General features: G+C 61.3%; 34 protein-coding genes and 1 pseudogene. 13 read left to right on the top strand and 22 right to left on the bottom strand.

Annotation, left to right across the window (positions count from 1 at the left end; genetic code table 11):
• The first annotated feature begins 22 nt into the window (after nt 1-22).
• From D0N36_RS15670 to D0N36_RS15655, 4 genes are all read left to right on the top strand, one after another.
• Nucleotides 23-1,129, top strand: a complete 1,107-nt coding sequence (locus D0N36_RS15670) for a glycosyltransferase (RefSeq protein ID WP_147320941.1) — start codon at nt 23-25, stop codon at nt 1,127-1,129.
• A complete protein-coding gene (locus D0N36_RS15665) occupies nt 1,120-1,734 on the top strand; it encodes an RNA polymerase sigma factor (RefSeq protein ID WP_092738715.1) in 615 nt (204 codons plus the stop codon). Before D0N36_RS15670 ends, D0N36_RS15665 begins: the two co-directional genes overlap by 10 nt.
• A gap of 102 nt (nt 1,735-1,836) precedes the next feature.
• Nucleotides 1,837-2,457 carry a 16S rRNA (guanine(527)-N(7))-methyltransferase RsmG gene (gene rsmG, locus D0N36_RS15660; protein ID WP_116942783.1) on the top strand — a complete coding sequence of 207 codons (621 nt, stop codon included), beginning with the start codon at nt 1,837-1,839 and terminating at the stop codon, nt 2,455-2,457.
• A gap of 251 nt (nt 2,458-2,708) precedes the next feature.
• Nucleotides 2,709-3,236 (top strand): hypothetical protein, encoded by a 528-nt coding sequence (locus D0N36_RS15655; protein ID WP_147320940.1) that lies wholly within the window; start codon nt 2,709-2,711, stop codon nt 3,234-3,236.
• Between the two features lie 354 nt (nt 3,237-3,590).
• Here D0N36_RS15655 and D0N36_RS15650 read toward each other — a convergent pair whose 3' ends face one another.
• The 4 genes from D0N36_RS15650 to D0N36_RS15635 form a co-directional block, all read right to left on the bottom strand.
• Nucleotides 3,591-4,202, bottom strand: a complete 612-nt coding sequence (locus D0N36_RS15650) for a hypothetical protein (RefSeq protein ID WP_147320939.1) — start codon at nt 4,200-4,202, stop codon at nt 3,591-3,593.
• A gap of 441 nt (nt 4,203-4,643) precedes the next feature.
• Complete coding sequence (locus D0N36_RS15645; protein WP_190242716.1) at nt 4,644-4,874, bottom strand: hypothetical protein; 231 nt, start codon at nt 4,872-4,874, stop codon at nt 4,644-4,646.
• A gap of 333 nt (nt 4,875-5,207) precedes the next feature.
• A complete protein-coding gene (locus tag D0N36_RS15640; RefSeq protein WP_262895332.1) occupies nt 5,208-5,489 on the bottom strand; it encodes a substrate-binding domain-containing protein in 282 nt (93 codons plus the stop codon).
• Between the two features lie 33 nt (nt 5,490-5,522).
• Nucleotides 5,523-5,810 (bottom strand): substrate-binding domain-containing protein, encoded by a 288-nt coding sequence (locus D0N36_RS15635; protein WP_190242715.1) that lies wholly within the window; start codon nt 5,808-5,810, stop codon nt 5,523-5,525.
• 175 nt (nt 5,811-5,985) lie between these two features.
• On the opposite strand from D0N36_RS15635, the gene D0N36_RS20160 reads away from it, so the two are divergent.
• The 3 genes from D0N36_RS20160 to D0N36_RS15625 all read left to right on the top strand — a co-directional run bounded on the left by D0N36_RS20160 (nt 5,986) and on the right by D0N36_RS15625 (nt 7,606).
• Nucleotides 5,986-6,282 carry a hypothetical protein gene (locus D0N36_RS20160; protein WP_317191493.1) on the top strand — a complete coding sequence of 99 codons (297 nt, stop codon included), beginning with the start codon at nt 5,986-5,988 and terminating at the stop codon, nt 6,280-6,282.
• Nucleotides 6,254-6,820 (top strand): 5-dehydro-4-deoxy-D-glucuronate isomerase, encoded by a 567-nt coding sequence (kduI, locus tag D0N36_RS15630; protein WP_317191492.1) that lies wholly within the window; start codon nt 6,254-6,256, stop codon nt 6,818-6,820. Before D0N36_RS20160 ends, kduI begins: the two co-directional genes overlap by 29 nt.
• A gap of 81 nt (nt 6,821-6,901) precedes the next feature.
• Nucleotides 6,902-7,606 carry a hypothetical protein gene (locus D0N36_RS15625; RefSeq protein WP_207190730.1) on the top strand — a complete coding sequence of 235 codons (705 nt, stop codon included), beginning with the start codon at nt 6,902-6,904 and terminating at the stop codon, nt 7,604-7,606.
• Between the two features lie 426 nt (nt 7,607-8,032).
• On the opposite strand, the gene D0N36_RS15620 is transcribed toward D0N36_RS15625, so the two are convergent.
• From D0N36_RS15620 to D0N36_RS15560, 14 genes are all read right to left on the bottom strand, one after another.
• Complete coding sequence (locus D0N36_RS15620) at nt 8,033-8,242, bottom strand: heavy-metal-associated domain-containing protein (protein ID WP_116942801.1); 210 nt, start codon at nt 8,240-8,242, stop codon at nt 8,033-8,035.
• A gap of 143 nt (nt 8,243-8,385) precedes the next feature.
• On the bottom strand, nt 8,386-8,718 hold the full coding sequence (locus D0N36_RS15615; protein WP_116942777.1) for a four-helix bundle copper-binding protein: 333 nt from the start codon (nt 8,716-8,718) through the stop codon (nt 8,386-8,388).
• A gap of 47 nt (nt 8,719-8,765) precedes the next feature.
• Entirely contained in the window at nt 8,766-9,416 is a 651-nt protein-coding gene (locus D0N36_RS15610) for a helix-turn-helix domain-containing protein (RefSeq protein WP_116942776.1), read from the bottom strand.
• A 12-nt stretch (nt 9,417-9,428) separates the two neighbouring features.
• Nucleotides 9,429-9,803: a DUF6122 family protein gene (locus D0N36_RS15605; RefSeq protein WP_116942775.1), complete on the bottom strand. Its 375-nt coding sequence runs from the start codon at nt 9,801-9,803 to the stop codon at nt 9,429-9,431.
• Complete coding sequence (locus D0N36_RS15600) at nt 9,745-12,969, bottom strand: efflux RND transporter permease subunit (protein WP_116942774.1); 3,225 nt, start codon at nt 12,967-12,969, stop codon at nt 9,745-9,747. The genes D0N36_RS15605 and D0N36_RS15600 overlap by 59 nt, the downstream gene beginning before the upstream one ends.
• A gap of 206 nt (nt 12,970-13,175) precedes the next feature.
• On the bottom strand, nt 13,176-14,321 hold the full coding sequence (locus tag D0N36_RS15595; RefSeq protein WP_116942773.1) for an efflux RND transporter periplasmic adaptor subunit: 1,146 nt from the start codon (nt 14,319-14,321) through the stop codon (nt 13,176-13,178).
• Nucleotides 14,305-14,916: a hypothetical protein gene (locus D0N36_RS15590; protein WP_116942772.1), complete on the bottom strand. Its 612-nt coding sequence runs from the start codon at nt 14,914-14,916 to the stop codon at nt 14,305-14,307. The genes D0N36_RS15595 and D0N36_RS15590 overlap by 17 nt, the downstream gene beginning before the upstream one ends.
• Before the next feature lie 12 nt (nt 14,917-14,928).
• Nucleotides 14,929-15,477: a TolC family protein gene (locus D0N36_RS15585; protein ID WP_190242713.1), complete on the bottom strand. Its 549-nt coding sequence runs from the start codon at nt 15,475-15,477 to the stop codon at nt 14,929-14,931.
• 20 nt (nt 15,478-15,497) lie between these two features.
• Nucleotides 15,498-16,151 (bottom strand): hypothetical protein, encoded by a 654-nt coding sequence (locus D0N36_RS15580; RefSeq protein ID WP_190242712.1) that lies wholly within the window; start codon nt 16,149-16,151, stop codon nt 15,498-15,500.
• Nucleotides 16,152-16,254: 103 nt separating this feature from the next.
• Nucleotides 16,255-16,803 carry a heavy metal-binding domain-containing protein gene (locus D0N36_RS15575; RefSeq protein ID WP_116942770.1) on the bottom strand — a complete coding sequence of 183 codons (549 nt, stop codon included), beginning with the start codon at nt 16,801-16,803 and terminating at the stop codon, nt 16,255-16,257.
• 46 nt (nt 16,804-16,849) lie between these two features.
• Entirely contained in the window at nt 16,850-17,539 is a 690-nt protein-coding gene (locus tag D0N36_RS15570; RefSeq protein WP_116942769.1) for a DUF305 domain-containing protein, read from the bottom strand.
• A 58-nt stretch (nt 17,540-17,597) separates the two neighbouring features.
• Nucleotides 17,598-18,560: a heavy metal-binding domain-containing protein gene (locus D0N36_RS15565; protein ID WP_116942768.1), complete on the bottom strand. Its 963-nt coding sequence runs from the start codon at nt 18,558-18,560 to the stop codon at nt 17,598-17,600.
• 58 nt (nt 18,561-18,618) lie between these two features.
• Nucleotides 18,619-18,750 carry a hypothetical protein gene (locus D0N36_RS20010; RefSeq protein WP_262895331.1) on the bottom strand — a complete coding sequence of 44 codons (132 nt, stop codon included), beginning with the start codon at nt 18,748-18,750 and terminating at the stop codon, nt 18,619-18,621.
• 129 nt (nt 18,751-18,879) lie between these two features.
• Nucleotides 18,880-19,356, bottom strand: a complete 477-nt coding sequence (locus tag D0N36_RS15560) for a hypothetical protein (RefSeq protein ID WP_116942767.1) — start codon at nt 19,354-19,356, stop codon at nt 18,880-18,882.
• Between the two features lie 427 nt (nt 19,357-19,783).
• Between D0N36_RS15560 and D0N36_RS15555 the strand changes: the two genes are divergently transcribed.
• The 4 genes from D0N36_RS15555 to D0N36_RS19775 are packed head-to-tail and all read left to right on the top strand — an operon-like array spanning nt 19,784 to nt 23,077.
• A complete protein-coding gene (locus D0N36_RS15555; protein ID WP_116942766.1) occupies nt 19,784-22,048 on the top strand; it encodes a heavy metal translocating P-type ATPase in 2,265 nt (754 codons plus the stop codon).
• A gap of 12 nt (nt 22,049-22,060) precedes the next feature.
• Nucleotides 22,061-22,441 (top strand): cupredoxin domain-containing protein, encoded by a 381-nt coding sequence (locus tag D0N36_RS15550; RefSeq protein WP_116942765.1) that lies wholly within the window; start codon nt 22,061-22,063, stop codon nt 22,439-22,441.
• Between the two features lie 11 nt (nt 22,442-22,452).
• Nucleotides 22,453-22,866, top strand: a complete 414-nt coding sequence (locus D0N36_RS15545) for a hypothetical protein (RefSeq protein ID WP_147320938.1) — start codon at nt 22,453-22,455, stop codon at nt 22,864-22,866.
• Nucleotides 22,772-23,077, top strand: coding sequence for a helix-turn-helix domain-containing protein (locus D0N36_RS19775; RefSeq protein WP_116942763.1), 306 nt, complete (start codon nt 22,772-22,774; stop codon nt 23,075-23,077). The genes D0N36_RS15545 and D0N36_RS19775 overlap by 95 nt, the downstream gene beginning before the upstream one ends.
• An 89-nt stretch (nt 23,078-23,166) precedes the next feature.
• Here D0N36_RS19775 and D0N36_RS20320 read toward each other — a convergent pair whose 3' ends face one another.
• The 4 genes and pseudogenes from D0N36_RS20320 to D0N36_RS15530 form a co-directional block, all read right to left on the bottom strand.
• The gene (locus D0N36_RS20320; protein ID WP_410504166.1) at nt 23,167-23,433 is read right to left on the bottom strand and encodes an IS1 family transposase; all 267 of its coding nucleotides are present in this window, start codon (nt 23,431-23,433) and stop codon (nt 23,167-23,169) included.
• 71 nt (nt 23,434-23,504) lie between these two features.
• Nucleotides 23,505-23,552: pseudogene (locus D0N36_RS20315) on the bottom strand (hypothetical protein); the annotation flags it as partial.
• A 4-nt stretch (nt 23,553-23,556) separates the two neighbouring features.
• Nucleotides 23,557-23,886, bottom strand: a complete 330-nt coding sequence (locus tag D0N36_RS15535) for a transposase-like zinc-binding domain-containing protein (RefSeq protein ID WP_116942761.1) — start codon at nt 23,884-23,886, stop codon at nt 23,557-23,559.
• Between the two features lie 184 nt (nt 23,887-24,070).
• Entirely contained in the window at nt 24,071-25,057 is a 987-nt protein-coding gene (locus tag D0N36_RS15530) for a YheT family hydrolase (RefSeq protein WP_116942760.1), read from the bottom strand.
• A 361-nt stretch (nt 25,058-25,418) separates the two neighbouring features.
• On the opposite strand from D0N36_RS15530, the gene rpsT reads away from it, so the two are divergent.
• Both rpsT and D0N36_RS15520 read left to right on the top strand, forming a co-directional pair.
• Complete coding sequence (rpsT, locus tag D0N36_RS15525; RefSeq protein WP_116942759.1) at nt 25,419-25,676, top strand: 30S ribosomal protein S20; 258 nt, start codon at nt 25,419-25,421, stop codon at nt 25,674-25,676.
• 158 nt (nt 25,677-25,834) lie between these two features.
• On the top strand, nt 25,835-26,425 hold the full coding sequence (locus D0N36_RS15520) for a hypothetical protein (RefSeq protein ID WP_116942758.1): 591 nt from the start codon (nt 25,835-25,837) through the stop codon (nt 26,423-26,425).
• Nucleotides 26,426-26,547 lie beyond the last annotated feature (122 nt).

Below are 26,547 nucleotides of genomic sequence, written 5' to 3'. Positions count from 1 at the left end.
CTTTTGCGGCTTCGAAACTTTTATGTCGTTCTCCTTCTCGCCGGCCATCTGGCTGCTGCTGGCGGCCGTGCTGGTGCAGCTCTACTTTGCCGCCTATTACTTCCGGGCCTTTGCCCGCCGCCCGCCCGAGCCCGTAGCCCCCGATGAGGAGCCCGTGTCGGTAATCGTGTGCGCCCACAACGAGCACGCCAACCTGCTGCGCCTGCTGCCGCTACTGCTGGCCCAGGATTACCCCGCCGGCTTCGAAATCATCCTCATCGACGACCGTTCGACCGACGGCTCCGGCACGCTGGCCGCGCAGTTTCCGGGCGTGCGGCTCGTAACCATCCGCAGCACCCCGGCCGGCCTGGCGCCCAAGAAATACGCCCTCACGCTGGGCATCAAAACCGCCCGCCACGAGCGGCTGCTCTTTACCGACGCCGACTGCATTCCGGCCACTAACCAGTGGGTCAGGTACATGCAGCGCGGCTTCGCCGATGGGGCCGGCTTGGTGCTCGGTTACTCGGCCTATGCGCCCGAACCGAGGTTTCTGAATAAGTTAATCCGGTTTGAAACTTTGCTCACGGGGGCGCAGTATCTGTCATTCGCCTGGCGCGGCCGGCCCTATATGGGGGTGGGCCGCAACCTGGGCTACACCCGGGCCGTGTTCCGCTCTACCAAGGGCTTCGCCTCGCACATCCGCACGCTCAGCGGCGACGACGACCTGCTGGTGCAGGACGCAGTGGCCGCTGGGGTGCGGGCGGCCGTGGTAGCCCAGCCGGGGGCCCACACAATCAGCGAAGCCGCGGCTACCTGGGGCGCCTGGTGGCGGCAGAAACGCCGGCATCTGTCGGCCGGCAAGCAGTACCGCTTGGCCGATAGGATCCGCCTTGGAACATTCGTGGGGGCCAATCTCTTGTTCTACTTCTTGGCGGTCGGCCTGCTGTTTTTTCCCGTCAATTGGGTACCTTTGGCTACTGTGTGTCTGCTGCGAACCGTGCTCCTGGGAGCCGTTTATCAACAGATCAACCGTCGACTCAAAGGGCAGCTGCCGGCCGCCGCGCTGCCGCTGCTCGATGCCATATATTTCGTAACTTATCTAGCTCTGGGAATTTCCCTGCTGTTCAACCGCTCGCTCCGATGGAAGTAAACCAGGAAAAACAGTTCTCCGCCAAAGCCAAGCACGACTTCAAGCTGATTCGGGCTGCCGTTGAAAACAACGACGAAAAGGCCTATGCCGAGCTGATGCAGATTTACAAGAAGCCGGTGTATCACGTGGTGCTGAAAATGGTACGCAACACCGACGACGCCGACGACCTCACCATCGAGGCCTTCGCCAAGGCGTTCAAGAACCTGCACAAATTCAACCCTGAATTTGCCTTCAGCACCTGGCTGTTCCGCATCGCCACCAACAACTGCATCGATTTTATCCGCAAGAATAAGATCAAGACGATGTCGATTGATTCGGCTATCAAGATTGACAACGGCGACGAAATTACCATCGACTTCCGCGACCAGAACCTGAACCCGCAGGAGACGACCATCAAGAATCAGAAAATCGAAATCATGCAGCACGTGGTGTCGCGGCTGCCCGATAAGTACCAGCGCCTCGTTACGCTCCGCTACTTCGACGAGTTGAGCTACGAGGAAATTGCCACCGAGCTGAAAGCCCCCCTCGGCACCGTAAAAGCCCAGCTCCACCGCGCCCGCGAGCTGCTCTACGACATGGTGAAGGGTAAAAAGGAAATTATCTAAGGGAGGACTTACACACCCTCAGAACGTCATTCAGAGCATGTTGCGCTTAGTGCAACATGCTCTGAATGACGTTCTATTTCATCCCTGTTTTATTCTCCCCCGATGAACCTGCTCGACCACTACTTCCCGCACCTCACCGACCACCAGCGCCAGCAGTTCGGCCAGCTCGAAACCGAGTTCCGCGACTGGAACGAGCGCCTCAACCTGGTAGCTCGCCCCGACATGGATAACCTCACCGAGCGCCACATTCTGCACTCGCTCGGCATTGCCAAAGTGGTGGGGTTTGCGCCTGGCTCATCGGTGCTCGATGTGGGCACCGGTGGGGGCCTGCCGGGCCTGCCGCTGGCCATCGTGTTCCCCGAGGTGAGATTTCACTTGGTCGACAGCATCGGCAAGAAGATAAAGGCCGTGCAAGACATGGCCGAAACCCTGCACCTGACCAACGTAACGGCCGAGCAAATCCGCGCCGAGCAGCTCTCCTCCAAGTACGACTACATCGTGAGCCGCGCCGTGGCCCGCCTGGCCACCTTTCACACCTGGATTGCCCACCGCTACAAGCCCCGCGCCGAAGCCGCCCCCCACAGCGGCCTCTACTACCTCAAAGGCGGCGACCTGACCGAAGAAATTGCCGAGTCCGGCCTCCAAGCCCAGGTGACGGATTTGAGCGACTTCTTCGCGGAGGAGTTCTTCGAGACGAAGAAAGTGGTGGTGGTGCCCGCGTAGCCCGCATAACGCTTTTAGAACCACCGTTTGTAAGGCGTTACGAGGGCTGCGCGGCTTGTTTAAATCACCGTTTGGCTAAACAGTGAAGGGCTCAGGCACAATTTCGAAAAGATGTAGCTTTCCAGCCCGTTATGCCTTTGCAACCACAGCCCTATTTGCCCTCCGATAAGACGCACCACTGGATGCGTGTGACTTGCCTGCTAGCCTTGCTGAGTGCAACGTTCCCCGGCTGGGCGCAAGCCCCAACGCCCTTGCATACCTTCTTTCAGCAGCATTACGATAGTACCATTGTTTACCACCACGGGTCCTCGTGGAATAATTCGCCGAACTACCTCATCTTGGCCAAGCACCGGGGCGGCGTGGACGCCTTCACCTACACCAGTCCCTACCGCGACGGGCTCGGGCACTACTACCCTGGCCAGCTCACCGGCCACTTTAGTCAGGAAGACGCGCGCTTTCGCGCGACGCCGCCCGATACCAACCGCTATCTGGTGCCCCGCGCCGGGGACCCAGCGGTGCTGCGGCGTACTTGGCAGCAACTGCACCCCGCACAGTTCTGGGCCGTGGTTGGCGACGGCAACGTGCCCAATGCGCCGGCGGCCTGCACCGTCGAGGACGGAGAGCAGTACGTCTTTTACTTCATCGACAAACGGGCCATCCGGGCCGTAAGCTTTTACGCTCCAGCGGAGCAAGAAGCCTGTGTGGGGCACAACGCGAACCGGGCGCAGGCCCTGGCCGTGAGCCGAGCGTTGCGGGCATTGATTCCGAATGCACGATAAAGGCTCCTTTCAGTGAACGGCAGGAATCAGCCTTGTACTTGGTGCCAACTGGCCCCAACGGGGGCAGGGAGAGTTTAAGAAACCCGTCTGCGATTCAAAGTTTACGAAACGCACCAAGGTAATGCGTTTCGTAAACGCCCAAACCTGAAGCTCAGCCCCCGCCAAAGTACCACGCCGGCCGCAGCCCGCGCAGGAATACCAAACCTGCCATTATTCCGGGGTCAGTCGGATAACTGCCATTACGTTAAGCGATAAAACCTAGGAGAGAGTGGGGCTTTTTGTATTTCCCCACTGCCCCTAAAATCCTGTTTGCTTCAGGGTACCGCCAAGGGCTGCGCGAAAGAGCCGGCTTACCTACCGCTGCTGCGCATAGTTGTATAACTCGATGGCCTGCCGCCGGTGCACGGCGGGCTTGTTTTTCAATATCAGCGGCACCACCAGCAGGGGCACGCTGGCTCCCATCATGCCCAGCGTGAGGTCGCCGTTTAGATTAGCGCCCCCGAGGTGTCCAATGGCCCGTACCAACCCGCCCAGCAGCAAGCCCATGCCTAACACAGCGCTGGCGGTGTTAGCTACTTCATAACGGCGGGCGCGGGCTTCCATGGTCAGGGCGCCAGGACTGTCGTGGATGGCCCGGCTCAAGTTGCCGTGCGTGAGGGCGAACACCGGGCCGTCGTCTTTGGCAAAATAAACGGGACCCCGGGGGGGGAAAGCCGCCGATGTAGCTGCTGCCCAAGGATTGCCCATCGACAGCAGCGCCGAGCCCATGAACAGCCGCCGATAAAGCGAGGTTCGGGGTTCGTACACACTCAACCGCCCCGGCAGCACTTGGCGCAGGGTAACCTCGCGGAGGTTGCCCCGCGGTCGGGCGCGGCGGTAATAGCCGGTTTCGTTTTCGTAGAAACCCACTTCCGTTAGGGCCAAGCGGCTTTGTCCGTCCACTAGCAGATATGAGCGGCCCAGCAAGGGATAGTGCGCTGCTACATGTGTAGCGTTCAGCACTAGCCCACTTCTCAGCCCCACCCGTGAGTGACTTGTCGGGCCTGATAGCACCGGCACACCCGAATCAGCTTGGCCGCTGGCCGCTGCTGGCCGCCGAGCCGAGTCATCTGCCACCGGTGCCCCGCCCAACTGCCGAAGCGACTCTTTACCTGCCTGGGCATGCGCCCGAGGTCCACTTAGGTAGACAGTCAAAAGCAAGACAATACCGGAAAGCTTCATAAAGTTGAAAAATAATCAGTTGCTAGGCCTAGCACAATACCTCTCTCATCAAGCAAGATACTATCTTTAGATAGGGTACATAAGGGCCCGTTATCGGACTCTGTCTCGCCCCAAAATCTTGCTTTCTCAGCCCCTCTGCAAAAGCCAAGCAAGGCATGAGAAGCAATACTATAAAAAACCACCCAGCTACCCCGGCACCTCGCTCGTCAGGAACTCCATGGCGCGGCGCTCCGAGTAATACTCGCCATCCGGGGCACCCTCGCCGAAACCGATGTGGCCGCCGTCAGTGGGCGTTTCGCGGAAAACGTAGGGGCTCGCGGCGGCTACTTCGCTAGGGAAGCAGGAGGGTGGTAGAAACGGGTCGTTTTGGGCGTTGCCCCGCGCTTCACCAGCCTTATACCAGTAGGACTTATACAAAATGGGGGCGTAGGCTTGTAGCGCAAAGCTCCTGCTTCATGTATCGTAGAACGAAACCAACTCAGAGTCAGAAATAATACGTGAAGCAGGAGCTTCGCGCTACATTTCCCAGTGCCTAAGTCCTGTTTAAATACCGTGCTCCTGCGCCAGCAGCTTACTGGCCACGTACAGGGCGCGCACCTCTGGGTGGTGGGCTACCTGCAGGTTGCCTGCTTCGGTCACCGCCCGGGCCTGCTACCAGCGGTAGCGCAGCCAGGGGCTATTGGTTTGATTTTTCAATCAATAAAGAGCTTAGCACAATTTTATCTTCCCGCTGCTATAACAGGGCCAACCTCAACCGCCCGTAAAAGCGCGCACGACCAACTCTGATTTAAGCTCTTGGCTCTGGCTGGTCAGGATGGCGCGGTTTTTCATCAGGCCCTGGAACAGGATGGTGGCCTCCTCGCGACCGATGGCGTAGGCCGGCTGCCGGATGGTGGTAAGGGGCGGGTCGAGCAGATCAGCCATTTCGAGGTTGGAGAAACCGATGATTTTTATGTCGTCGGGAATGCGGCGGCCGGTGGCGCGGCAGGCCCGGTAGCCGGCAATGGCCAGGCTCTCGACCGCGGCGAAAATGCCGTCGATAGAAGAGTCCTGCTCCAGTGGCTGCTACATCAGGGCCGTGTTGTGGTCAGGTCCGGAGCCGCCATGCACGAGCAGGGCTGGGTCGAAGGCAATATCCGCGTCGCGCAATGCATCGAGGTAGCCCTGCATGCGTTTCTGGCCGATGGACAGGTGCTGGGCCAGCGTGAAGTGCACAATGCGGCGGCAGCCCCGCTCCAGCAGGTGGCGCGTGGCCCGGTAGCCGCTGTCGTAGTCGTCGGTGGTAATGCTTGCTGTGTAGGTCTGCTCGCATTCCCGATCAAAGAATACGGTGGGCAGTTTCAACTCGCGCAACTTGGCAAAATGGGCCGCGTCGCGGGTTTCGCCCGGCTTCCCAACTGGAAGTGCAAGTGAAATAACTTGTTGGTATCTGGCGGCTTGTTTCTGGTTTTTGACTCCGGAATAGAAGTATCAGAAACCGGAAAGCAAGCAGGCCAGAACGACTCACTAAAAACTAAAAATCAACAACATGACGCAACGATATGCCATCAGCCCCCGCGAAACGGCGGGAATGTTGACTGCCGAGCTACGCGAAAACTTCCTGATCGAGCGCCTGTTCGTGGCCGACGACATACTGCTCACCTACACGCACTACGACCGCATGGTGGTGGGCGGGGTCCAGCCGGGCACCACGCCGCTGCCGCTGCCCTGCCCTTCCAGCCTCAAGGCCGATTACTTCCTGGAACGCCGGGAACCGGGCGCCCTCAACGTCGGCGGGCCGGGCCAGATACTGGTCGATGGCGAAACCTACGAGCTCGACCACTAGGATTGCCTGTACGTGGGCATGGGTAGCCAGCGGGTGGAGTTCGGGAGCCACAACGCCAGCCAGCCAGCCGGCCAAGTACTACCTGCTCTCGGCCCCAGCTCACCACGCGCATCCCACGCGCCGCCTCACCCGCGCCGAGGCTACGCCGGTCGGAATGGGCACCCTAGAAGCCGCCAACCAGCGCACCATCAACAAATACATTTACGCCGAGGGCATCCAGAGATGCCAGCTCGTAATGGGCCTCACCCAGCTCAAGCCCGGCAACGTCTGGAACACGATGCCGGCCCACATGCATGACCGGCGCATGGAGGCCTACCTGTACTTCAACCTGGCCGAGGGCCAGCGGGTGCTGCACTTGATGGGCGAACCCCAGGAAACGCGCCCGCTGTGGGTAAGCAACGAGCAGGCCATTCTCTCGCCGCCCTGGTCCATTCATACCGGCTGCGGCACCGGCAGCTACGCCTTCATCTGGGGCATGGCCGGCGAAAACCGCGAGTACACCGACATGGACGCCGTCGCCATTCCGGATTTGCGGTAGGGGTCTTGTGTTGAGAAAACATCGTTTATTATAGCGCTAATAAATAGCAACCTGGCAACACTTAAGGAACTGCTAATTGTATTGGGAGCCAACGATATGGCTGAAAAAGTGGTACACACTATTCGTATGAAACAACTCGGGCTCGCTCTACTACTCACTACTGTTCTTGTTGGCTGTCAGCCGAGTCCGGACGCAGCGCAGGACGCGCCGATGGGAGTGGTAACGCCGGATACTACTCCGAAACCAGTCCAGCCAACGCCAAGCGCCGCCGGCCCAGACAGGGTTTCAGCAACCCAGCCGTTACTGGCATTAACCTCGAATGCGCTACAACTGGTGAGCCAGCCAAGCGGTTCCACCCGAGAAATACCTTTTGGCATGCCGCAGGGGGAACTGATTGGGGTAATAAGCAAGGTGCTGCAAGCCGAGCCCAAGAGTGTTGGAATTAACACCGAATGCGGTGCCGGCCCCCTGAAAATGGCTTCATGGAGCAACGGGCTGACCTTGGTGCTTCAGGAGAAAAAAACCGGTAACGCCCAAGAGTGGCAATTTGTGGGCTGGTATGCGGGGGCGCCCAGTGGCGCAACGCCCACATTAACCACCATGGCTGGGGTCGGCATTGGCTCTACCCGAGCAGAATTGGAAGGGGCCTACTCCGTCAAGGTTACCCAATCGACCCTGGGGCAGGAGTTTTCCACCACTTCCGGTCTGTACGGCCTGCTGGATGGTACTGGCAAAGAGGCCGTAATTACCAGCCTCTGGAGTGGCATGAGTTGCAATTTCAGGTAGATTCTATTTACGAAGTTGCCCGTGGTAGCTACCCCAAGTTTCGGAGGGCGCTGTAGGGGCGGGGCTTGCCCCCGCCCGCCGTCAGAAGGAGGCGTTGAACAGTTGTTTTGAGGCCCCGTAATACCCGTGCTAACGGCGGGCGGGGACAAGCCCCGCCCCTACGTCGTGCTGACAGAGTCACGCCGCAACTTGGGTTAGCTAAGTTTCCCAGCCAAGCGGTAAGGGGGTAGTAGGTAATGGTAATCTTGGAAAATCTTGTCAATCAAGGAGAAAAAGCCAATTGAAACTGCTTGAAGGGGCGCGAACAGTGTAGTTCGAGCTCCTTAGTTGAGGCCGCAAGTCGGTATGATGATGGGACGGAGCGCCGAGCCCTGAAACCAAAAACGCCCGGTAATACCGGGCGTTTTTGGAAAATAAACGGCAGGATTATGCCGCCTGAATCTTGAAGCCGGCTTCTTCGATGGCCCGCACCACCTGCTCGGCCGTGAGCTTGTCGGAGCTGACGGTGAGCAGCTTGTCGGGGTTAGCGGTGTCTACCTGCCAGTTGCCGGCTCCGGCTTGTTCGTTGAGGGTGGACGTAACGGCCTTGATGCAGCCGCCGCAGTTGATGTTGGTTTTGAATTGAAGCGTGGTCATGGCGAAAGGAATTAGTGGGGCCAACATCGGCCCCTTGTGAGTAGAAAACGCAAACCAGGGGCCAATAGCTCCTTAAAAGGCTACAGAATTGCACCCCCGGCTTGCATGATTTCCCCACCGGTGCTGTTTCCTACAGCTCCGGGTTAGGCAGCCATACCAGCCCGGCAGGCTTCTTCGCAGCGGCGGCAAGCATCGGCGCACTCCTGGCAATGCTGCATGTGCGTGTGCTGGGCGCATTCATCGCCGCAGGCTTTGCAGATATCGGCGCACAGGCTCAGCAGATGCTTGGCATGGTCCGAGCCGCGGGCCACGTAGCGGGCCGTCAGGGCGCAAATGTCGGCGCAGTCGCGGTCAAGCTGAATGCAGCGCACCATCATTTTGATGTCATCCTCCTGCAGGCAGGCGGTGGCGCAGTGTTCGCACGAGGCTACGCAGGCATTGAGGGCGTCGAGCAATGATTGGTTTTTATTGTGCATAATACAAAGAGTTAAAGGTGGCTGATGTCTTTTAGTATACCCGGGCGCTAAGCTCCCGGTTTTGCGTCTTCCTCCTGTTCGCTTGCATCATTTGGGGTAGCAGGCGGGCCGGCCGCCGCGGTTTTTGCCTCGCGGAGCTGCTGCCGGTAGGTCGAGGGCGCACAGTACGCAAACCGCCGAAACTGCCCCGAGAAGTGCGCCAGGCTGCGGTAGCCCAGCTGCCGGGTAATCCGGCCGATACGCAGCTCGGACGAAGCCAGCAGCTCTTGCGCGTAGGCTAGCCGCTGAATAAGAATGTAGTCTGCCAGGGTATGGCTGGCTGAAAGGTGGGCAAAATCCGCGCTCAACCGAGGATAGGGCAAGCCCACATCCTGGGCTACTGCTTCGGCGAAATCTCGGTGGCCTGGGCACTCAGGCTGGCGCAGCCGCCATTGCACTGCCGCCTCAACTCGGTACAACAGCGTCTGGGACAAGGTTTCCAGGAGGATAAAACCGGCCCTTTCCAACGTCGTGCGGATGCAGGGCCAGTCCAGCTCCTGCGGTGCGCCCACAACCGTAGCGGCTCCCAGGCGCACCTCGAGCACTTCTAACCCCAGCCCCTCCAACTCCTGCCTTACCATCCGGATACCGCGTGAGCACACCATGTGCTTGATATAGAGCACTGTAGTGGGAGGCGATAGGTTGGGAAGGATGGCCATTGACGGGATGCGTTAGGGCAGATACACGCCCAGGGGCAGGCATTCGAGGTAGTCGAGAACCATATGCACCAGAAAGCCGATGGCCCAGACGCGGGTGCGGGCCGGCCAGAGCAGCAGCGCGTAGATGCCGATGGCCCAGTAAGTGTGCAGCGGGTGGAAGTTGATGCTACAGCGGTTGGGGTCGAACATGGGCGTGGCTAACAGGTGGTCGAGGTCGAGCGCAAAACCCGCCACCATCTTCAGGGCCGGCCGCCGCCATTGGGGACGGTAAAACAGCCAGGCTATTAGCGCCGGAACGGCTACGTGCAGCAGTATGTGGAGTATATATTTAGGCGCCGGTGGGCTGAATGGTGTTCTGGTCGGCCGGGGTCGTGAAGGGCTGGGCATCCAGCTCCGGCGGGTGCGCGTCGAGGCTTACTTCGTGGTGGGAAGCGAAGTACTGGGCCAACGCTTTTTCGCCCACCAGCCAGAAGACCACCGGCGTCACGATGATGTCGAGGAAAGTGGAAGACAGCAGGCCGCCCAGAATCACGGTAGCCACCGGATACAGGATTTCCTTGCCCGGCGCGTCCTTGGCCAGCGTGAGCGGCAGCAGGGCCAGGGCCGCCACCAGGGCCGTCATCAGCACCGGCACGAGGCGTTCCAGCGAGCCGCGGATAATCATGGGGATGCCGAACTTCTCGCCCTCGTGCTCCACGAGGTGGATGTAGTGCGAAATCATCATGATGCCGTTGCGCGAGGCAATGCCGGTGAGCGTGATGAAGCCCACCAGCGAGGCAATGCTGAACGTGCCGCCCGTGAGCAGCACCGCCACCACCGAGCCGATGAGGGCCAGCGGGATGTTAAGCATAATCTGCCCGACCATCAGCGAGGACTTGAAGTGCGAGAACAACACCAGGAAGATGCCGGCCAGCGAAAACAGGCTCAGCCACAGTATCTTCTGCGAGGCCGACTGCTGACTCTCGAACTGCCCGCCGTAGGTGAGGTAGTAGCCCGGCGGCAGCTTCACCTGCTGGTCGATTTTAGCCTGAATTTCCTTCACCGTGGAGCCCAGGTCGCGCTCGGCCACGTTGAGCGAGATGGTGATGCGGCGCTGGGTGTTTTCGTGGTTGATGGTGTTGGGCCCCGGCTCGTAAATTATCTCCGCCACCTGGCTCACGGGTATCAACGCGCCGCTGGGGGTTTCGATGCGGGTCTGGCTGATGGCGGCCATGTCGTTGCGCTGCGCTTCGGGCAGCTTCACCACCAGGTCGAAGCGCTTCTGGCCGTCGACCATCTGCGAGACCACGGTTCCCTGAAACAGCGTTTCCAGGTCGCGCACCAGCTCCCCGCGGCCCATGCCGTAGGCGCGCAGGGCGTCGTCTTTGGGCCGAATCAGCAGCTGCGGAATCTGCACCTGCTTTTCTACCTGCAAATCGACCACGCCGGGCACGGTGCTGGCGGCGTCGCGCACCTCGTTGGCGTAGCGGCGCAGCTCCAGCAAGTCGTTGCCGAACACCTTGATGGCCACCTGGGCCCGCACCCCGCTCAGCAGGTGGTCGAGGCGGTGGGAAATGGGCTGGCCGATGTTCACGTTCACGCCCGTAATCAGGCTGAGCTTGTCGCGCATGTCGGCCAGGATTTCGTCGCGGCTGCGCATGGTTTTGCCCTCCTTCTCCAGCTCGGCTTCGGTCTTGAAGGCCACTTCAATTTCGGAGTTGTTCACCGATTCGGCGTGCTCGTCGAGCTCGGCGCGGCCGGTGCGGCGGGCCGTGTAGGCCACTTCCGGAATCTTGAGCATCTGCGCCTCGCCCAGCGTGCCCAGGCGGTTCGACTCGGTGAGCGAGGTGCCGGCCGGAGCCGAGAAATTCACCGTCAGGGAGCCTTCGTTGAAGGGCGGCAGAAACTCGGTGCCAAAGAAGGGAATAAAGGCCAGGGCCGCTATCAACAGGGCGCCGGCAACTCCCAGCACTGTTTTGGGATGAGCCAGGCCCCAACCCAGCAGGCGGGTGTCCTTTTTCTTGAGCCAGCGCACCAGCCCGCCGTCGGTTTCGGGGTGGTCCATCTGCTTCATGCCGGGCAGCAGGTAATAGCAGAGTACCGGCGTCACGGTCAGCGACACGAACAGCGAGGCCACGATGCTGGTGATATAGGCAATACCCAGCGGCGCGAAAATGCGGCCTTCCATGCCTTCCAAAGCAAACAGTGGCAAAAACACCAGCACCACGATGATGGTGGCGTACACGATGGAGTTGCGCACCTCCGACGAGGCCGAATACACGACGCGCAGCACCGGTTGCGGGTCGGGCCGCTGCTTGTTCTCGCGCAGGCGCCGGTACACGTTTTCCACGTCCACAATGGCGTCGTCGACCAGCTCACCGATGGCAATGGCCAGCCCGCCCAGCGTCATGGTATTAATGCTGATGCCGGCCGCCTTAAACACCAGCGCCGTAACCAGCAGCGAGAGCGGAATGGCGACCAGCGAAATGAAGGTGGTGCGCACGTTCAGCAAAAAGGCAAACAGCACGATGACCACCAGAATGGCGCCGTCGCGCAGGGCTTCCTCCACGTTGGAAATCGACGACTCGATGAACTCCGACTGCTTGAACAGGCGCGTGTTCACTTTCACGTCGGGGGGCAGCGAGGGCTGGAGCTCCACCAGCGCCTTCTCCACGGCTTCCGTCAAACCCACGGTGGCGGCGCCCGGCTGCTTCTCGATGCTCAGAATCACGGCGGGCTTGCCGTTCACGCTGCCGTCGCCGCGCTTAAAGCGGGCCCCGAACTTTACATTGGCTACATCCGCCACGCGGATGGGCGACTGCTCGCGGTAACCCACCACGATGTTTTCAATGTCTTCGACCGAGCGCAACCGGCCCAGGTTGCGGATAAGCACTTCCGAGCCGTTGCGGTCGAAGAAGTTGCCGGTCGTGTTCAGGTTCGACTGGCGCAGCGCCTCTTCCACCTGGTTGGCCGTCAGGCCAGTGGCGTTCAGGCGCGGCATGTCCAGCAGCACCTGGTACTGCAGGTTGTCGCCGCCGATGGGGATGACCTGGGCAATACCGGGAATGCTGAGCAGGCGCTGACGCACGGTGTAGTTGGCCAGCGTGCGCAAATCGGCGGCGTTGGTTTCCTTACCGCCCGACAGCCCCACCAGCATTATCTGGCCCATAACCGACGAAATAGGCCCCAGCACGGGCGTGATGCCCTGCGGCAGCTGTTCGCCCGTGGTCTGGAGCTTTTCGCTCACAATCTGGCGGGCCGTGAAGATGTCGGTACCGTAGTCGAACTCCACGAACACCATGCCCAGACCAATGGCCGAGTTGGACCGCACCGCCGACACGCCGGTGGCCCCGTTCAGGGCCGTTTCCACGGGCAGCGTCACCAGGGCTTCCACTTCCTCGGGGGCCATGCCGGGCGCTTCCAGAAACACGGTCACCCGCGGCCGGTCCAGGTCGGGCAGCACATCCACCGGCAGCTGGTTGGCCGTGTAGGTACCGGCAATGATAAGGGCCAGGGCAAAGGCCAGCATCAGCAGGCGGTTTTGCAGGGCAAAGCGGATAATTTTATCAAGCATGATAATTGACAAGCTGGACGAAACTCCCCTCCTCAGACGAGGAGGGGACGCCGAGCCAAAGGCGCGGCTGGGGTGGTGCCACCGGAGGGACTTCGTTGAACGACTGGCGTCAGGTCCGTTCGGGTGTTGTTCAACGGGTTCAACCACCCCCGTTCGCGCTGAAGCGCGAACATCCCCTCCTCGTCTGAGGAGGGGAGTTTGTCGTTCTACTGGTTGAGGTAAATGGACTTGAGCTGGTAGGTACCGGCCGTGACTACCCGGTCATTCTCGTTCACCTGGCCCTGCACCAGCACGGTTTGCTGGCCGTTCACGGCACCCGGCTGCACGTAGCGAATCTTGAAGCGCTCAGGGTCGGTGTGCACGAACACCACGGGCTTGCCGTTGAGGTCGGTAATGGCCGAAGTGGGCACCACCAGTTGGGGCTTGCCGCCGCCGGTCTGGCCCACTACCTGCACGTTCACGGCCTGGCCGGCCCGGTAGGCGCTGCCTTCGGTGCCATCGAGTTCCAGTACCAGCTGCCGGGCCTGATTCACGGGATTGACCACGTTGCTGAACACCACGAGGCGGGCCGGTACTCCCGCCTGACCCTGCAGGCCCTCCACCCGGAAAGCGGCGCCCGGCGTGACCTTGGCCAAATCCTGGGCAAACACCTGGGCCTCCACGCGCAGCTTGCCGGGGTTGATGACCCGGAACAGCTCATCGCCCTGGCTCACCTGCTGGCCCACGGCCAGATTAAATATATCCACCGTGCCGCTCACCGGTGAGGTGATGCTGACGCGGCGTTGGCCCGCCTGGCTGTTCTGAATACCGGCGTTCTGACGGGCCTGGCGCAGGCGCAGCTCGGCGGCCACCACGTCCTTGCGGGCGGCAATGTCGGCTATAGTTTTCAGGCGGGCATAGTCCTGCTGGGCGGCGCGTAGCTCGGCCTGGGCGTTGGCCCGCTCGGTGCTAAGGCCAATCTGCTGGGTAGCATCCAGGGTCTGCTCGATGACGGCCAGCGTCTGGCCGGCCCGCACGGTTTTGCCGACCTGCGCCACGAGGCTCACGATGCGCCCGCTTTGCGGCACCACAATGCGTCCCTCGCCGCCCGCCGCCGCCGACACCGTGCCATAGAGCGTGGCCCGGCTGTAGGTAGTGGAGTAAGCGGCCAGGTTGGTTTGCACCTGAAACAGGAACTGGCTTTCCTTGGGCAGCAGCACCTCGTCGGTCAGGGCCACGCTGGTGCTGGCCTTCGCCTCGCCGCCGTGGTCTTCGCCACCGTGGGCCTGCACCAGGCCCGGGGGCGGCAGCAGCACGGTCAGCACCAAGCCGACCGCGGCCGTAACGGCCAGAAACTTATGCTTGGTTTTCATAAACTGCAGGATTGGAAGTGGAAACAGGCGCGGCAGTACGCCGGCGGCGCAGCAGCAGGGCCGTCAGGCCGATGCCGAGCACGAAGGCCCCGATAAGGGCCAGGATGATTTTCCAGGAGGAAAAGAGCGAGGCGGCGGCTTCTGGAGCCGACGCGGCCACGGGCAGTTTCTCCCCCACCTTAATGCCTTCGAGCAGGAGCAAATCGGCCTTGTCGCCGGCCACGATGTTGGCCGTGAAACTGTAGGTCTTGTTGGCCGGAAACTGGCCTTCGACCAGGTAGATGCCCGGCTCCTGCTCCGTCACGGCCCACTTCAGGCTGGCGTCTTCCGGCGTGGTGAGCGTGAGCTTGGCCCCCTTGATGGGCACGTTGGTCGCGTAATCGGAGAGGAACAGACGCAGGTCGGCGGGCTGGCCGCCTTCCAACGGCTCGTAGCGCAGCAGCACTTCGAACTGCTCCGACAGCGCCGCTACCGAGAAGGATGTAGCCCCGGCCGCCGTGCCGGCCTTGGGGCCGTCGCCGTGGTCTTCGCCCCCGTGGGCGTAGCCCGGGCTGGTAAGCAGCAGGCCCAGTAGCAAAATCAGGAGTTGTTTCATGATGATTGACGGTTATTCACCTCGCAGGTAATTGAGTTCGAGCAAGGCCTCGTTGTAGCTGCGAAGGGCATCCACGTAAGCTTGCCGGATTTGGTAGGCTTGGTTCAGGCTCTGGATGTAGAGGTAGTAGCTGGTTTCGCCGGCCCGAAACAGGCGCGCGCCGGTGCTGGCGAGCGTTGCGGCCTGGCCCAGACCGGTTTCCTCGTAGTAGGCTAGGTTTTCGGTTTGTTTTTGAAACTCGGCCAGCGCCTGCAGGTAGGCGCTGCTGGTGCTTAGCCGGGCCACGTCATATTGGGCGCGGGCCAGCGCCACCCGGGTTTGGGCGGCTTGAATCTGGCCCCGGTAGGCCCCGTACCAGACGGGCAAGGTGATGCCGGCCTGCAGGCCAGTGTAGAGCTTGGCATCGGCCGGGCCTTGGTTGAGGTAGCCGAACGAGAGGCCCGGCAGGGCGCGGGCCCGTTCCACGCGCAGGGCCTGCTGGCTTTCGGCAATGCGTACTTCTTCCAGCCGCAGCAAGGCGTTGGTGCGCAGTAGCGAGGTGTCGCCGGCGGTGGTGGGCACGGGCGGGGCGGCCAGCCGGGTCAGCGGCGTCGGGCGCAGCGGGGCACCCTCGGGCAGGCGCAGCAGCAGCCGGAGCTGGCGCTGGGCATTCTGCTGGTCGATCGGCCTGCCGGCGCTGGTTGCGCGCCTGCCGGGCGTCGGGCAGCGGTGCTCACGGTTTGAAGCAGGTCGATTTCGCCCGCCGTCCGCAGGCGCTGGGTGGCCGCGTTCAGGACCGCGAAGGTGCTGTCCTGCCGCGTGAGTTGCGCCAGGCGCGCCTCGCTGACCTGCAGGGCCAGGTAGGTCAGACGGGCAAGGCGCACCACCTCCGCGCGTCCGGCCAGCCGGGCCTGCTCGGCCACGTCTTGCCGCGCCGCGTTGAGCTTGCCCTGGCGCGTGTACACGGTCGGGAATTCGGTGGTTTGGGTGAAGCCTCCCACAAACCGCTCGGCGCTGGGGTTTTCCACGAACACCGACGGGTTGGGCAGATTCAGGCTGGTGCGGCGCAGCTGCCGGGCCACTTGCACCTCCAGGTTGCCCACCTGGCTGCGCGGGCTCACCCGCACGGCCAACGCCACGGCGCTGTCGAGGGTGATGGTGGTTTGGGCGCGCGCGGCTTCGGGGCTTAATCCCAGCAGCAAGAGAGCCAGCACCAGCAGCCAACGGCCCCCGCGTTTTAATTCAAAATACTTCATATAATCAGATTAAGACCAGCCTGTGGGCCGCCTGCCGTTGCAGCAACAGACGACCCGGGACGAAGCGGTTCCGGACGCCGGGCGTCCAAAAAACAGGCTCCGCCTACGCCTTTTTCACGAGGGCCATGCCGCACTTCGGGCATGCGCCCGGCTTGTCGCTGGCGCTGCCTTCGCACTGCATGGGGCACTGGTAGGCGGCTTCCACAGCTTTGCCGGTTTTAGCCGCCGCATCAAGCTTTTCAAACCGGGCCGAAAGCGACTTGCCCTTGGCTTTGAGGCTGATAATGGCCGTGCGTACGGTGATGCCGGCCGGAACCCGGGCCACGAGATGGTCGCCGGTTTGCTTGAGGGCTACGGTGCTGGTTTTGCCGGCCGTGGTCAGCAGCATTACCGAGCCGGTGGTGCCCGTAGGAGCCATCGTGGCTTCGTTGGCGTCGAGCAGGTACACGTGTACTTCGCCGGCCTGCTGCACCAGCTCCAGATGGTAGGCGCCGGCCGTCCGGACTACGCCCCCGTGGGGCGACTGGTGGGCATGGGTTTCGCCGGCCGCTCTATTACCGTGCGCGGCGGGCTGGTGGCTGTGCTGGGCCTGGGCCGAGAAAGAAGCGGTGGCCACGAGGGCGGCGGCCAGCAGGATTTGGGAAATCTTCACGGGAAAATGTAGAGTAGGTTGAGCGAAAGGGAAGAAGCGCGGAAGGCTACATTTTGTCGGCATTGTTGGCGTGCCAGGTCTTGAAGGCGTCTATTTCCTTCTGCTGGGTATCAATCATCTGCTGGGCCATGGCCTTGAGCTTGCTGTCTTTGCCGTGGGTTACTTCGGCTTTGGCCATGTCTATGGCGCTCTGGTGATGCGTGGTCATCAGCATATTGAAGTTCATGTCCGGGTTGGCCACCGTTTTGGGCATATCCGTCATCATGGTCGTCATCGACGTCTTCATCTGGGCCGTGAACGGGTCGTTTGGGTTCGTGGGCTGGTAGTTGGTCGGGGCACTGTCGAGGCGGGTGGCCACGGCTTCCAGCTCGCCGATTTCCTGCTGCTGGTCGGCCTTGATTTTCTCGGCCATCTGGCGCATGGTAGCATCCTTGCCGTCGCGCAACTGGATGTCGGCCATGGCCACCGCCCCTTTATGGTGCTCCAGCATCATGTGGGCAAAGTCGTGGTCAGTATTGCCCTTCATCTTCATGGCGTCCATTTTGGCCATCATCTCATCCATCGAGGCTTTCAGGGGCGAATCGCCGGCCATCGTGGAGTGGTCCATGCCGGCCATGTCGCCGGAAGCGCCGGTTTCGGTGGCGGCGGTGGTTTCCGTAGCGGTTTTGGTATCGCAGCTGCTCAGCAGCAGGGTGCCGGAGCACAGCAGGGCGCAAAAAATGGCTTGGGTTTTCATGGGTTCAGGGAATTAGTGAAGAGAAAAACGAGTGGAAAAGCGCGGCGAACCGGGCCGCCTAGCTGGCAGCCGGGCCTTTTACATTGATGGTAAAGTTGCCGGTGTGAATCTTGCCGGCGTGGTTGAACTGGAGGAAAACCCGGTACAGACCCGGCGCCTCGAAGTTGGTGTTGAAGCCAATGGCGGGGCCTTTGTCGGCCTGGTCGTTCGGGTGCACGTGCAGGTAGCGCTCGGTGTCTTCGCTGATGACCACCACGTGGCCCAGCGCGCCCAGGTAGTTGTCGAGGTCGGTTACGGGCTGGCCGTTTTTGCTGATGACGATTTTCATGCCCAGCAGTTGGTCGGTGTTCAGGGGCTTTTCAAAAGCCAGCGTGGCCGCGTAGCCATCCTGCTCCCAGCTCATATCGTCGTTCTTGAACTTGACGGGCGCGTATTTTGGTCCCTGCACCGTCACGGGCTGGCGGCCCAGCTGGTGACCAGCGCCGGTGGGCGAGTAGTCCTGAAACAGCACGAACTCGCCGCCCTTGGGGAAGGTGTAGTCCACCTGGTAGTCGCCCTGGGCCGTATACTCGGGGTGCTCGTGGTAGAACTGCGAGAGGTCTTTGCTGACGATAATCAGGTGAATCTTCTTCTCGTGTACCACGGCCAGTGGTACCGGCGCGGCCTCGTTACCAGTTTCCTGGGGAGTAAAAGAAAGCTTGGCGGGCTGCCCGGCCACCAGCTGCATAGGCTGGGGGGTGAACTTCATCTGGTAGGCCTTGCCATTGCTGGCGGGCAGGTCGGTGTGCTCTAGGTTCATGCCGCACTTCGGGCACTTTTCGCCCGCTTTAGTGCTGGTTACTTCCGGGTGCATGGGGCAGGAATAAATGTGGCCGCCGGCATGCTCGTCGGTACCCGCCGCGGGCCCTTCGGTGGGCGTCGTAACGGTATCGGTGGCACTGCTGCTACCCGCATCAGACGAGCAGCTGGCAACGGTAAACAGGCTGGCAGCGGCCAGCAGCGGAACAAAAATGCGCTTCATAAAAAAAGAGGGAAATGGAGGGGAACGGTGAAAAACAGGGCCTTGCCAGGGCCGGGAGCTACGCCAACCACTGCTGCCAGAGCACGAAGCCCAGGGCGGCAGCCACTACGGCGTAGAGCAGGTAGGAAGGCCAGCGGCGACCTGGCCCCGACGGGGCCGGGCCACTGGCCGCCTCACAACAACGCTTCATTGCGGGGGCGGTAAAACCAGAAAATAGGGGAGGGGGGGACGCGGCCAGGCCGCGCGGGCGAGCAACCGAAAAGGCCCGCCCCGGACATAGCGTAGCTATGCCGGCGCGAGCCTCAGCGCGTCGAAAAAATCAGACAGTCAGCGACTGAATGTATATGCGGATATCCGGAATTTTGGGCTTGAGATGCCGCGGCGGAACCAGGGCAACGGTAGCCGTCTGGTCCCACTTGCCCGCCAAAGGGCGGAAATGAAATTCTATTGCTGTCGGCAGCACGGCCGGCGCGGGGGTAAACAAAGCCTTTTGAGCCGGGGTCGTCAGTGCCGAAAGTAGTGCCGCCGAATTGTCCTTGCAGCAGTCATCCTGACTGCCGGCCGATTTGGCGGGGTGCTTGTCCGGCTTGGTGGTGGGGTACTCGGCTACGGCCCCGTGGCCCGGGCAGCCCGGGTGCGTTGGCTGGGCCGCTACGGGGGGCTCGACTACCGCCATTCGGCCAGCCGGCTCCGGGTTCATGGTCGCGCACCAGCATTGCCCCACGAACACGTTGACGAAGACGAGCAGGAAGCTCGTCGCCAGCAAACGGCGCAAAGGAAACAGGCTACGGAACATGGTGGGCGTTAAGCGACTGCAAAAATAAGCTTATATCCCGAAAAAGTGGACTAGCTGTTTACTGACAATACCAGTAAAAGTTAATGTAGTGCGCCTTGTTCTAACTGATTTGTGGCGCTGGAGTTTCTATTTTAAGGCTCTGACAGGCAATTAACAGATTAGGTTCCGCGTGCCGACCGTCAGCTAAGCACAAAATTATACAAGTATCCGACGCAATTGTACATGCCTTGTTCGGAGTAGCGGTAAGGAAGGGCCCTTTCGTTTGTAGGGTAGTTTCTCTCGGAAATCCGTCGAATTATGCAACTCTGCGGCTGGATTCGGTACCAACTCTGGCCTGAGGAAGCCGTTCCTTTGTATAGTACTAGTACGAGTGGCCCTTCGCCAAACGGCTGACCGGCCGCTCCGCCCCGTTTTTACACTGCTTTACATGGAACCCGCAACTAAAACTGAAACTCTCGATATCGAAGGCATGACCTGCGCCTCGTGCGCGGCGGCCGTCGAAAAGTCGCTGAGCCGGGCCCCCGGCGTGCAGAGCGCGCTGGTTAATTTCGCTACCGAGAAAGCCACCGTGCATTACCTGCCCGGCCAGGCCAGCCCGGCCACCCTTAAGGAAGCCGTCATCAATGCCGGCTACGGCGTGATGGAGCGCCCGCCCGATACCAGTGCCGCCGAGCGTAGCGACGAAATCGACCGCCAGAAGGCCCTGGCTTATCAGACGCTTAAGCGCCGCTTCTGGGTGGCGACGGTCTTAGCCATAATTATTATGCCGCTGAGTATGCTGATGCTCTGGCCCGCCATGATGGCGCGGGTAAACATGCCCTTGCTGAACTACGCCATGCTGCTGCTCACGCTGCCCGTGCTGCTCTACAGCGGCCGCGAGTTCTACGTGTCGGCCTGGAACGGTTTCAAGCACCGGTCGGCCAACATGGATACCCTGATTGCCGTGGGTACGGGCGCGGCATTCCTCTATAGCCTGGCGGCTACCGTGGTGCCCGAATTTTTCACCAGTCGGGGCCTGATGCCCGAAGTGTATTATGACACCACGGCTACCATCATTGCCCTGATTCTGCTGGGCAAGCTAATGGAGTTGCGAGCCAAAACGCAGACCTCGGCCGCCATGCGCAGCCTGATTGGCCTGCAGGCCAAAACCGCCCGCGTGGTGCGCCCTGATGGTGCGGAAGTCGACGTGCCCATAGCCCAGGTGCAGCTCGGCGACATCGTGCTGGTGCGCCCCGGCGAAAAAGTGGCCACCGATGGCCGCATCACCGAGGGGCAGTCGGCCGTGGATGAGGCCATGCTCACCGGCGAAAGCCTGCCCGTAGAAAAGAAAACCGGCGACCCCGTATTCGGGGCCACGCTCAACAAGACCGGCTCCTTCCGCTTCGAAGTAACCAAAGTCGGCGCCGATACCATGCTTTCGCAGATTGTGAAGCTGGTGGAAGATGCCCAGGGCAGCCGTGCCCCCATTCAGCGGCTGGCCGACAAGGTCAGCGCCATCTTCGTGCCCACGGTGGTAGTTATTTCCATTTTGACGTTCGTGCTCTGGTTTGACCTGGCCCCGGCGGAAACGCGCCTGCCGCTGGCGCTGGTCAATTTCGTGGCCGTGCTCATTATTGCCTGCCCCTGCGCGCTGGGTCTGGCCACGCCCACGGCCATCATGGTCAGCACCGGTAAGGGCGCCGAGCACGGTGTATTGATTCGTAACGCCGAAGCCCTCGAAAAGGCCTACCAGGTAAACACCGTGCTGCTGGATAAAACCGGTACTATTACCAAAGGCGAGCCGGCCGTAACGGACTTCGTGGCTCCCGGTCAGGACGGGGCGCGCCTGTTGCAGGTGGTGGCCGCCGTGGAGCGGCAGAGCGAGCATCCGCTGGCCGAGGCCGTGGTGCGCCACGCCGACGACCAGGGCGGGGATAAACTGACGGCCACCGACTTTCGGGCCGTGGAAGGCAAAGGCGCCGCGGCCACCGTGGATGGCCAGGCTGTGCTCATCGGCAACCGCCGCCTACTAGCCGAAGAGGGCATTAACCTCTCGCCCGAGCTGACGGCGCAGGCCGAGCAGCTGCTCAGCCAGGCCAGAACCGTGCTTTATGTGGCCGTCGCCGGGCAGGCCGTGGGCCTGCTGGGCGTGGCCGACACGGTTCGCGACACGTCGGTGGCCGCCATCAAAAAGCTCCAGGCCCTGGGTATCGAGGTGGTAATGATGACGGGCGACAACCCCCAGACGGCCGCGCAGGTGGCCGGGCAGGTGGGCATCACCCGTTACTTCGCCGAAGTGCTCCCGGCTGACAAGGCCGGCAAGGTGAAAGAGCTACAGGGCGAAGGCCGCATTGTAGCCATGGTGGGCGACGGCATCAACGACGCGCCCGCCCTGGCCCAGGCCGACATCGGCCTGGCCGTTGGCTCGGGTACCGATGTGGCCATGGAAGCGGCCGGCATCACGCTCATGCGCTCCGATCTGAACGGCGTGGTCACGGCCATCGAGCTGAGCCGCCAGACCATCCGCACTATCAAGCAAAATCTGTTTTTCGCCTTTATCTACAACACGCTGGGCATTCCTGTGGCGGCCGGGCTGCTGTACCCATTCTTCGGCATCCTGCTCTCGCCCATGCTGGCGGCCGCGGCCATGGCCCTCAGCTCGGTTTCGGTGCTGGCTAACTCGTTGCGCCTGCGTTCCTTCGACAACCACTAACCCTCGCTTATCATGGATACTTCCCAAATCATCGTTACCATCGTGGGTCTGGGCCTATCGGCGTTTGTCGTGTGGTACTTCTTCTTCTTCTCGGCCCGCCAGACGACCAGCGCCGTTTCCTCATCGAGCGGCGTGCAGGAGGTGGATATCACCGTGAAGGGCGGCTATTCACCCGATATTATCGAGGTGGAACGCGGCAAGCCCGTGCAGCTAAGCTTCTACCGCGACGAGGAAAACAGCTGCTCGGAAGAGCTGCTGATGCCCGATTTCAGCATCCGCCGCGACCTGCCGGCCTTCAAGACCACGCTGGTGGAGCTGCTGCCCGAAAAGGCCGGCACGTTTACGTTCACCTGCGGGATGGGCATGCTGCGCGGCAGCCTGGTAGTGAAATAATGACGCACCCCATGAAAGCTGACGTCAGTGTTGCCCACGTGCTGCCGCCGCCGGGCTCGCACCGCCTGCTGATTAAGAACATGGTCTGCCCCCAGTGCATCCAGGTGGTGGGCGAAGACCTGGCGGCCTTGGGTCTGCAGGTACATCGCGTGGCGCTGGGCGAAGCCGACGCATCAACCCCCGATGGCGCGGCCCCTGACTGGGCGGCCATCCGGAGCCGCCTGCAGGATGCGGGTTTCGTGCTGCTGGAAGACCCGCGCGACCAGTTGGTGGACCGCATCAAAACCCTGCTGGTGGCCCTGATTCACTACCCCCCCGCCCGGCCCGCGGCTGCTCAACTACTCCGATTATCTGGTCGAGCACCTGGAGAAGGACTACCACTACCTGTCGCACTTATTCTCCGCTTCCGAAGGCCTGACGATTGAGAAGTTCATCATCCGCCAGAAAGTGGAGCGGGCCAAGGAATTAATCAGCTACGCCGAGCTGAGCATGGCCGAAGTAGCGCAGCAGCTGGGCTACAGTAGCCCGGCGCACCTCTCGCGGCAGTTCCGGCAGATGACCGGCCTTACGCCGACCGATTTCCAGCGGCTCGGCCCCGCCCCCTTCGCCCGGCGTGGTCTGGATTCGTTGATTTGAGCCGGAAACCAGGCAAGCCGAGACTATATTGACATCAATGCCGGATGCAGGCATTCCGTTTTAGCACTCAAAATATGGGCGATGGTCTATTAAAGTGTGATGTTGTAATCATCAATGACAATCTTGATGCGAGCCGTGTGCATGCGCAAAGTTTTGCTGAAGGAGCAGGATTTGCGGACCAATACGTCGCAACACTGGCGTAAGGAGCAGTTAATAGCCTCGACACTATTGGTTTTGCCGCTGCCTTTGGGATGAGGCCGGTGCTGGTGGACGGGCAAGACCTTGGCGTAAGCCTCCCACTGGTCGGTGTGGTAGCGGCAGTGGCGCTGATAACGCCGCGGCAGCGCAGCCCACAACCGCCGGGCCGTGGCGCCCCCCGACAGCCCAGCACCCAGGCCATGATGCGGCGCGAGGCCAGTTCGACGGCCAGCCAGAGCCAGACTTTGCGCGTGCGCCGGCCCACGAAGGTCCACATTTCGTCAAGTTCGAGGGCTTCCGGTTTTCGCTGCTGGGCCTTTTTCGTCCGGCGAGGCGGCAGCTGGGGCGAGGTCAGCGCCGCTTTTTTTCAGCAACTTGGCGATGGTCATCCGCGCCCCGTCGGTGGTGCGCACGATGCTGCGTTGGGAGTTGCGCTCGGTGAGCAAGGTCTCCACCAGCGCATACTGCGCCGCCTTGGCCACAGCTGCCGGTACAAACCGCGCCTGGTACCCGCACGCCTTGCACTGGTAATTGGGCTGGCCACCTTGCGTGCCATTGCGGCGGATGTGTTCGTTGCCGCAGCGGGCACACAAGTGTTGCGCATAAGCCATGCCTTAATTTACTGCTTCACGCTTTAATAGACCATCGCCCAGTGGTTTAAGCAGACCCCAGCTTCAGATAGGGGCCGACAAGGGCCCGTCATCGTACCCTATCTGGCCCTTAAACCCTGCTCTCTCAGCAGTGCTGCAAAAGTCGAGCAAGGCATGAGAAGCAATACCATAAAGGACTACCCAGCTACCCCGGTACCTCGCTCGTGAGGAACTCCACGGCGCGGCGCTCCGAGTAATACTCGCCGTCCGGCGCACCTTCGCCAAAACCGACGTGGCCGCCGTCAGTAGGTGTTTCGAGGAATACATGGGGGCTGGCGGCGGCTAGCTCGTGGGGGAAGCAGGAGGGCGGCAGAAACGGGTCGTTTTGGGCGTTTACCAGCAGCGTGGGCACCCGGATGCCGCTTAGGTAGCGGCCCGAGCTGGCGTGGGCGTAGTAGTCTTCGGCCGAGCTGAAGCCGTGCATGGGCGCGGTGAACCGGTCGTCGAACTCCGGGAAATTCTGCAGCAACTCCAGGTCTGTCAGGTCGACCTGGCCGGGGAGTAGGGCGGCTTTCTGGCGCATCTTCTCGCGCAGCGTTTTCATAAAGCGCTTCTGGTAAATGCGGTTTTCGAGGCGGGCAATATGGTGGGAGCTGGCCCGCAGTTCGGTGGGCACCGAAAACACGGCCGCCCGCGCCACCTCCTGGGGCACGCGGGCGGGGTTTTCGCCCAAGTACTTGAGCGTGACGTTGCCACCGGCCGAGAAGCCCGTCAGCAGTACCCGGCGGTAGCGGGCCGTGCCCAGGGCGTAGCGGACCACGAAGTCGAGGTCGTCGGTGTCGCCGAGGTGGTAGGAGCGGAGCAGGCGGTTCATCTCGCCGCTGCAGCTGCGGTAGTTCCAGGCCAGCGCGTCCATGCCCGCCTGGTTCAGGGCCCGCACCATGCCCCGCACGTAGGGCCGCCCCGCATCGCCCTCCAGCCCGTGCGACACAATGGCCAGCGTATCGGAGAGGCCCCCAGCCGGCTGCCGCGACCAGTCGAGGTCCAGAAAGTCGCCGTCCTCGGTTTCTACCCGCTCGCGCTCATAGTGCACCTCGGGCACTGTGCGCCACAGGCTGGGCACAATGGTTTGCAGGTGGCCATTGAACAGGTAGAACGGTGGCTGGTAGGCAGACTCGGCAACGAGGGGCATGGCAGGTATGGCGGCGAAAGGCGGTCAGAAAAGCCGGGCGGGATGGGCAAGGAAGAGCGGCAAAGCAGTTCGGGCAAGCAAGTTAAGAAAGTTAATGTTATGCATGCATAATGAATTGCGGGGTGAAACAAACGTCATGCAGAGCGCAGCGAAGAATCCTGCTTGAGCTAAGTTGAACGAGAACCGGACAATAGGTCCGAGCGAGATTCTTCGCTGCGCTCTGCATGACGTTTGTCTCACCTCTCACTTCTCATGTTTCACCACTCATAATCTCACTTCTCTCTTGCTAATTCCACACAAAGCTTTACCTTTGCACTCCGCATTTGAACTGAATTCGAGCAGAAGACCATAATCAACCCTCATGGCAAACCATAAATCCGCCCTTAAGCGCATCCGTTCCAACGAAGCTAAGCGCGTCCTGAACCGTTACCAGGCCAAATCTACCCGCACGGCTATCAAGAAGCTGCGCGCCCTCACCGATGCTTCGGCTGCTCAGACGCAGTTCCAGAAGGTGTCGTCGATGCTGGACCGTCTGGCTAAGAAGAACATCATCCACAAGAACAAAGCCGCCAACAACAAGTCGAAGCTGGCTAAGTTCGTGAAGTCGCTGGCTGCTTAAGCACCAACCGGCTTTCTGCTCTTTATAAAGGTGAGGCCCGATGCGCAAGCGTCGGGCCTTCCTGCGTTGGGTTGACATGAATAAGTGATTAGGAGACAGGCAGTATTAACTGTAGCTTACTCAATAATCTATATTTATCCATTTCTGCCTTTCCTTTTATGAAACACCGCTACGTGCTTTTGCTGGCTCTGTTAACGGCCACATTCTCTGCGGCTGGCCAAAACTGGCGGCCCTTCCGGCCCAACGGCGACGTGCACGCCTTCACGCTCAACCGGACCGGGACAGTCACCGATTCGGTGCTGACGCTGCGCCTCGATTCGGCCGGGGTACGGGGCACCGATTCGGTGTACTTCTTCAACCGCATTATGCGGCCGGTGAAGAGCACGAGCACGGGGGCGCGGTGGCGCAAGTCGCGCAACAACCAGTTTGGGGCCCGGCTACGCTACGAGGCCGCCCCGAGAGTCTATTGGCTTGAATGGGCCGCCGAAGCCAGCGAGCCGGCCCGCAGCATCCCGCTGCCCGTGTTCGGCAAGGCCGGCACTACCTTCACGGGCAGCAGCGGCACGAGCGCCACCGTCGTCAGCCGGACGGTGCGCGAGTTCAACGGCCAGTCCGACTCGGTGGCTACGCTGCGGGTTGGCACCGAAACCTACGAGCTGAGCAAGCGCTACGGGCTGCTGGCAGGCCCGCAAACGAGTAAGACCGGCCTGACGCTGGCCCGCCTGCCCACGATGGCGGGCCTTAGCTAACCCAAGTTGCGAGGTATAAATAAGGCCAAAAAAAAGTCTGTTCGGCGTGAACAGACTAGGTTTGAAGTATTCGACCCCTTCAAGCCCTGCCGACCATGCGCGAACAGACCGTTGCAATGTAC

Source organism: Hymenobacter lapidiphilus, assembly GCF_003417065.2.
GTDB lineage: Bacteria > Bacteroidota > Bacteroidia > Cytophagales > Hymenobacteraceae > Hymenobacter.
Note: the sequence above shows the minus strand (reverse complement) of the source record. Positions and strands in the feature narration are given on the sequence as shown.

Coding starts and splice junctions, on each gene's coding strand:
- D0N36_RS15670 (WP_147320941.1), top strand. CDS start 23: ATGTCGTTCTCCTTCTCGCCGGCCATCTGGCTGCTGCTGGCGGCCGTG.
- D0N36_RS15530 (WP_116942760.1), bottom strand. CDS start 25,057: ATGCCCCTCGTTGCCGAGTCTGCCTACCAGCCACCGTTCTACCTGTTC.
- D0N36_RS15555 (WP_116942766.1), top strand. CDS start 19,784: ATGGAACCCGCAACTAAAACTGAAACTCTCGATATCGAAGGCATGACC.
- D0N36_RS15610 (WP_116942776.1), bottom strand. CDS start 9,416: ATGGCCATCCTTCCCAACCTATCGCCTCCCACTACAGTGCTCTATATC.
- D0N36_RS15560 (WP_116942767.1), bottom strand. CDS start 19,356: ATGTTCCGTAGCCTGTTTCCTTTGCGCCGTTTGCTGGCGACGAGCTTC.
- D0N36_RS15520 (WP_116942758.1), top strand. CDS start 25,835: ATGAAACACCGCTACGTGCTTTTGCTGGCTCTGTTAACGGCCACATTC.
- rsmG (WP_116942783.1), top strand. CDS start 1,837: ATGAACCTGCTCGACCACTACTTCCCGCACCTCACCGACCACCAGCGC.
- D0N36_RS15595 (WP_116942773.1), bottom strand. CDS start 14,321: ATGAAAACCAAGCATAAGTTTCTGGCCGTTACGGCCGCGGTCGGCTTG.
- D0N36_RS15535 (WP_116942761.1), bottom strand. CDS start 23,886: ATGGCTTATGCGCAACACTTGTGTGCCCGCTGCGGCAACGAACACATC.
- D0N36_RS15545 (WP_147320938.1), top strand. CDS start 22,453: ATGAAAGCTGACGTCAGTGTTGCCCACGTGCTGCCGCCGCCGGGCTCG.
- D0N36_RS15590 (WP_116942772.1), bottom strand. CDS start 14,916: ATGAAACAACTCCTGATTTTGCTACTGGGCCTGCTGCTTACCAGCCCG.
- D0N36_RS15620 (WP_116942801.1), bottom strand. CDS start 8,242: ATGACCACGCTTCAATTCAAAACCAACATCAACTGCGGCGGCTGCATC.
- D0N36_RS15605 (WP_116942775.1), bottom strand. CDS start 9,803: ATGCCCAGCCCTTCACGACCCCGGCCGACCAGAACACCATTCAGCCCA.
- D0N36_RS20160 (WP_317191493.1), top strand. CDS start 5,986: ATGACGCAACGATATGCCATCAGCCCCCGCGAAACGGCGGGAATGTTG.
- rpsT (WP_116942759.1), top strand. CDS start 25,419: ATGGCAAACCATAAATCCGCCCTTAAGCGCATCCGTTCCAACGAAGCT.
- D0N36_RS15570 (WP_116942769.1), bottom strand. CDS start 17,539: ATGAAAACCCAAGCCATTTTTTGCGCCCTGCTGTGCTCCGGCACCCTG.
- D0N36_RS15600 (WP_116942774.1), bottom strand. CDS start 12,969: ATGCTTGATAAAATTATCCGCTTTGCCCTGCAAAACCGCCTGCTGATG.
- D0N36_RS15665 (WP_092738715.1), top strand. CDS start 1,120: ATGGAAGTAAACCAGGAAAAACAGTTCTCCGCCAAAGCCAAGCACGAC.
- D0N36_RS15615 (WP_116942777.1), bottom strand. CDS start 8,718: ATGCACAATAAAAACCAATCATTGCTCGACGCCCTCAATGCCTGCGTA.
- D0N36_RS15565 (WP_116942768.1), bottom strand. CDS start 18,560: ATGAAGCGCATTTTTGTTCCGCTGCTGGCCGCTGCCAGCCTGTTTACC.
- D0N36_RS20010 (WP_262895331.1), bottom strand. CDS start 18,750: ATGAAGCGTTGTTGTGAGGCGGCCAGTGGCCCGGCCCCGTCGGGGCCA.
- D0N36_RS15580 (WP_190242712.1), bottom strand. CDS start 16,151: ATGAAGTATTTTGAATTAAAACGCGGGGGCCGTTGGCTGCTGGTGCTG.
- D0N36_RS15550 (WP_116942765.1), top strand. CDS start 22,061: ATGGATACTTCCCAAATCATCGTTACCATCGTGGGTCTGGGCCTATCG.
- kduI (WP_317191492.1), top strand. CDS start 6,254: ATGGCGAAACCTACGAGCTCGACCACTAGGATTGCCTGTACGTGGGCA.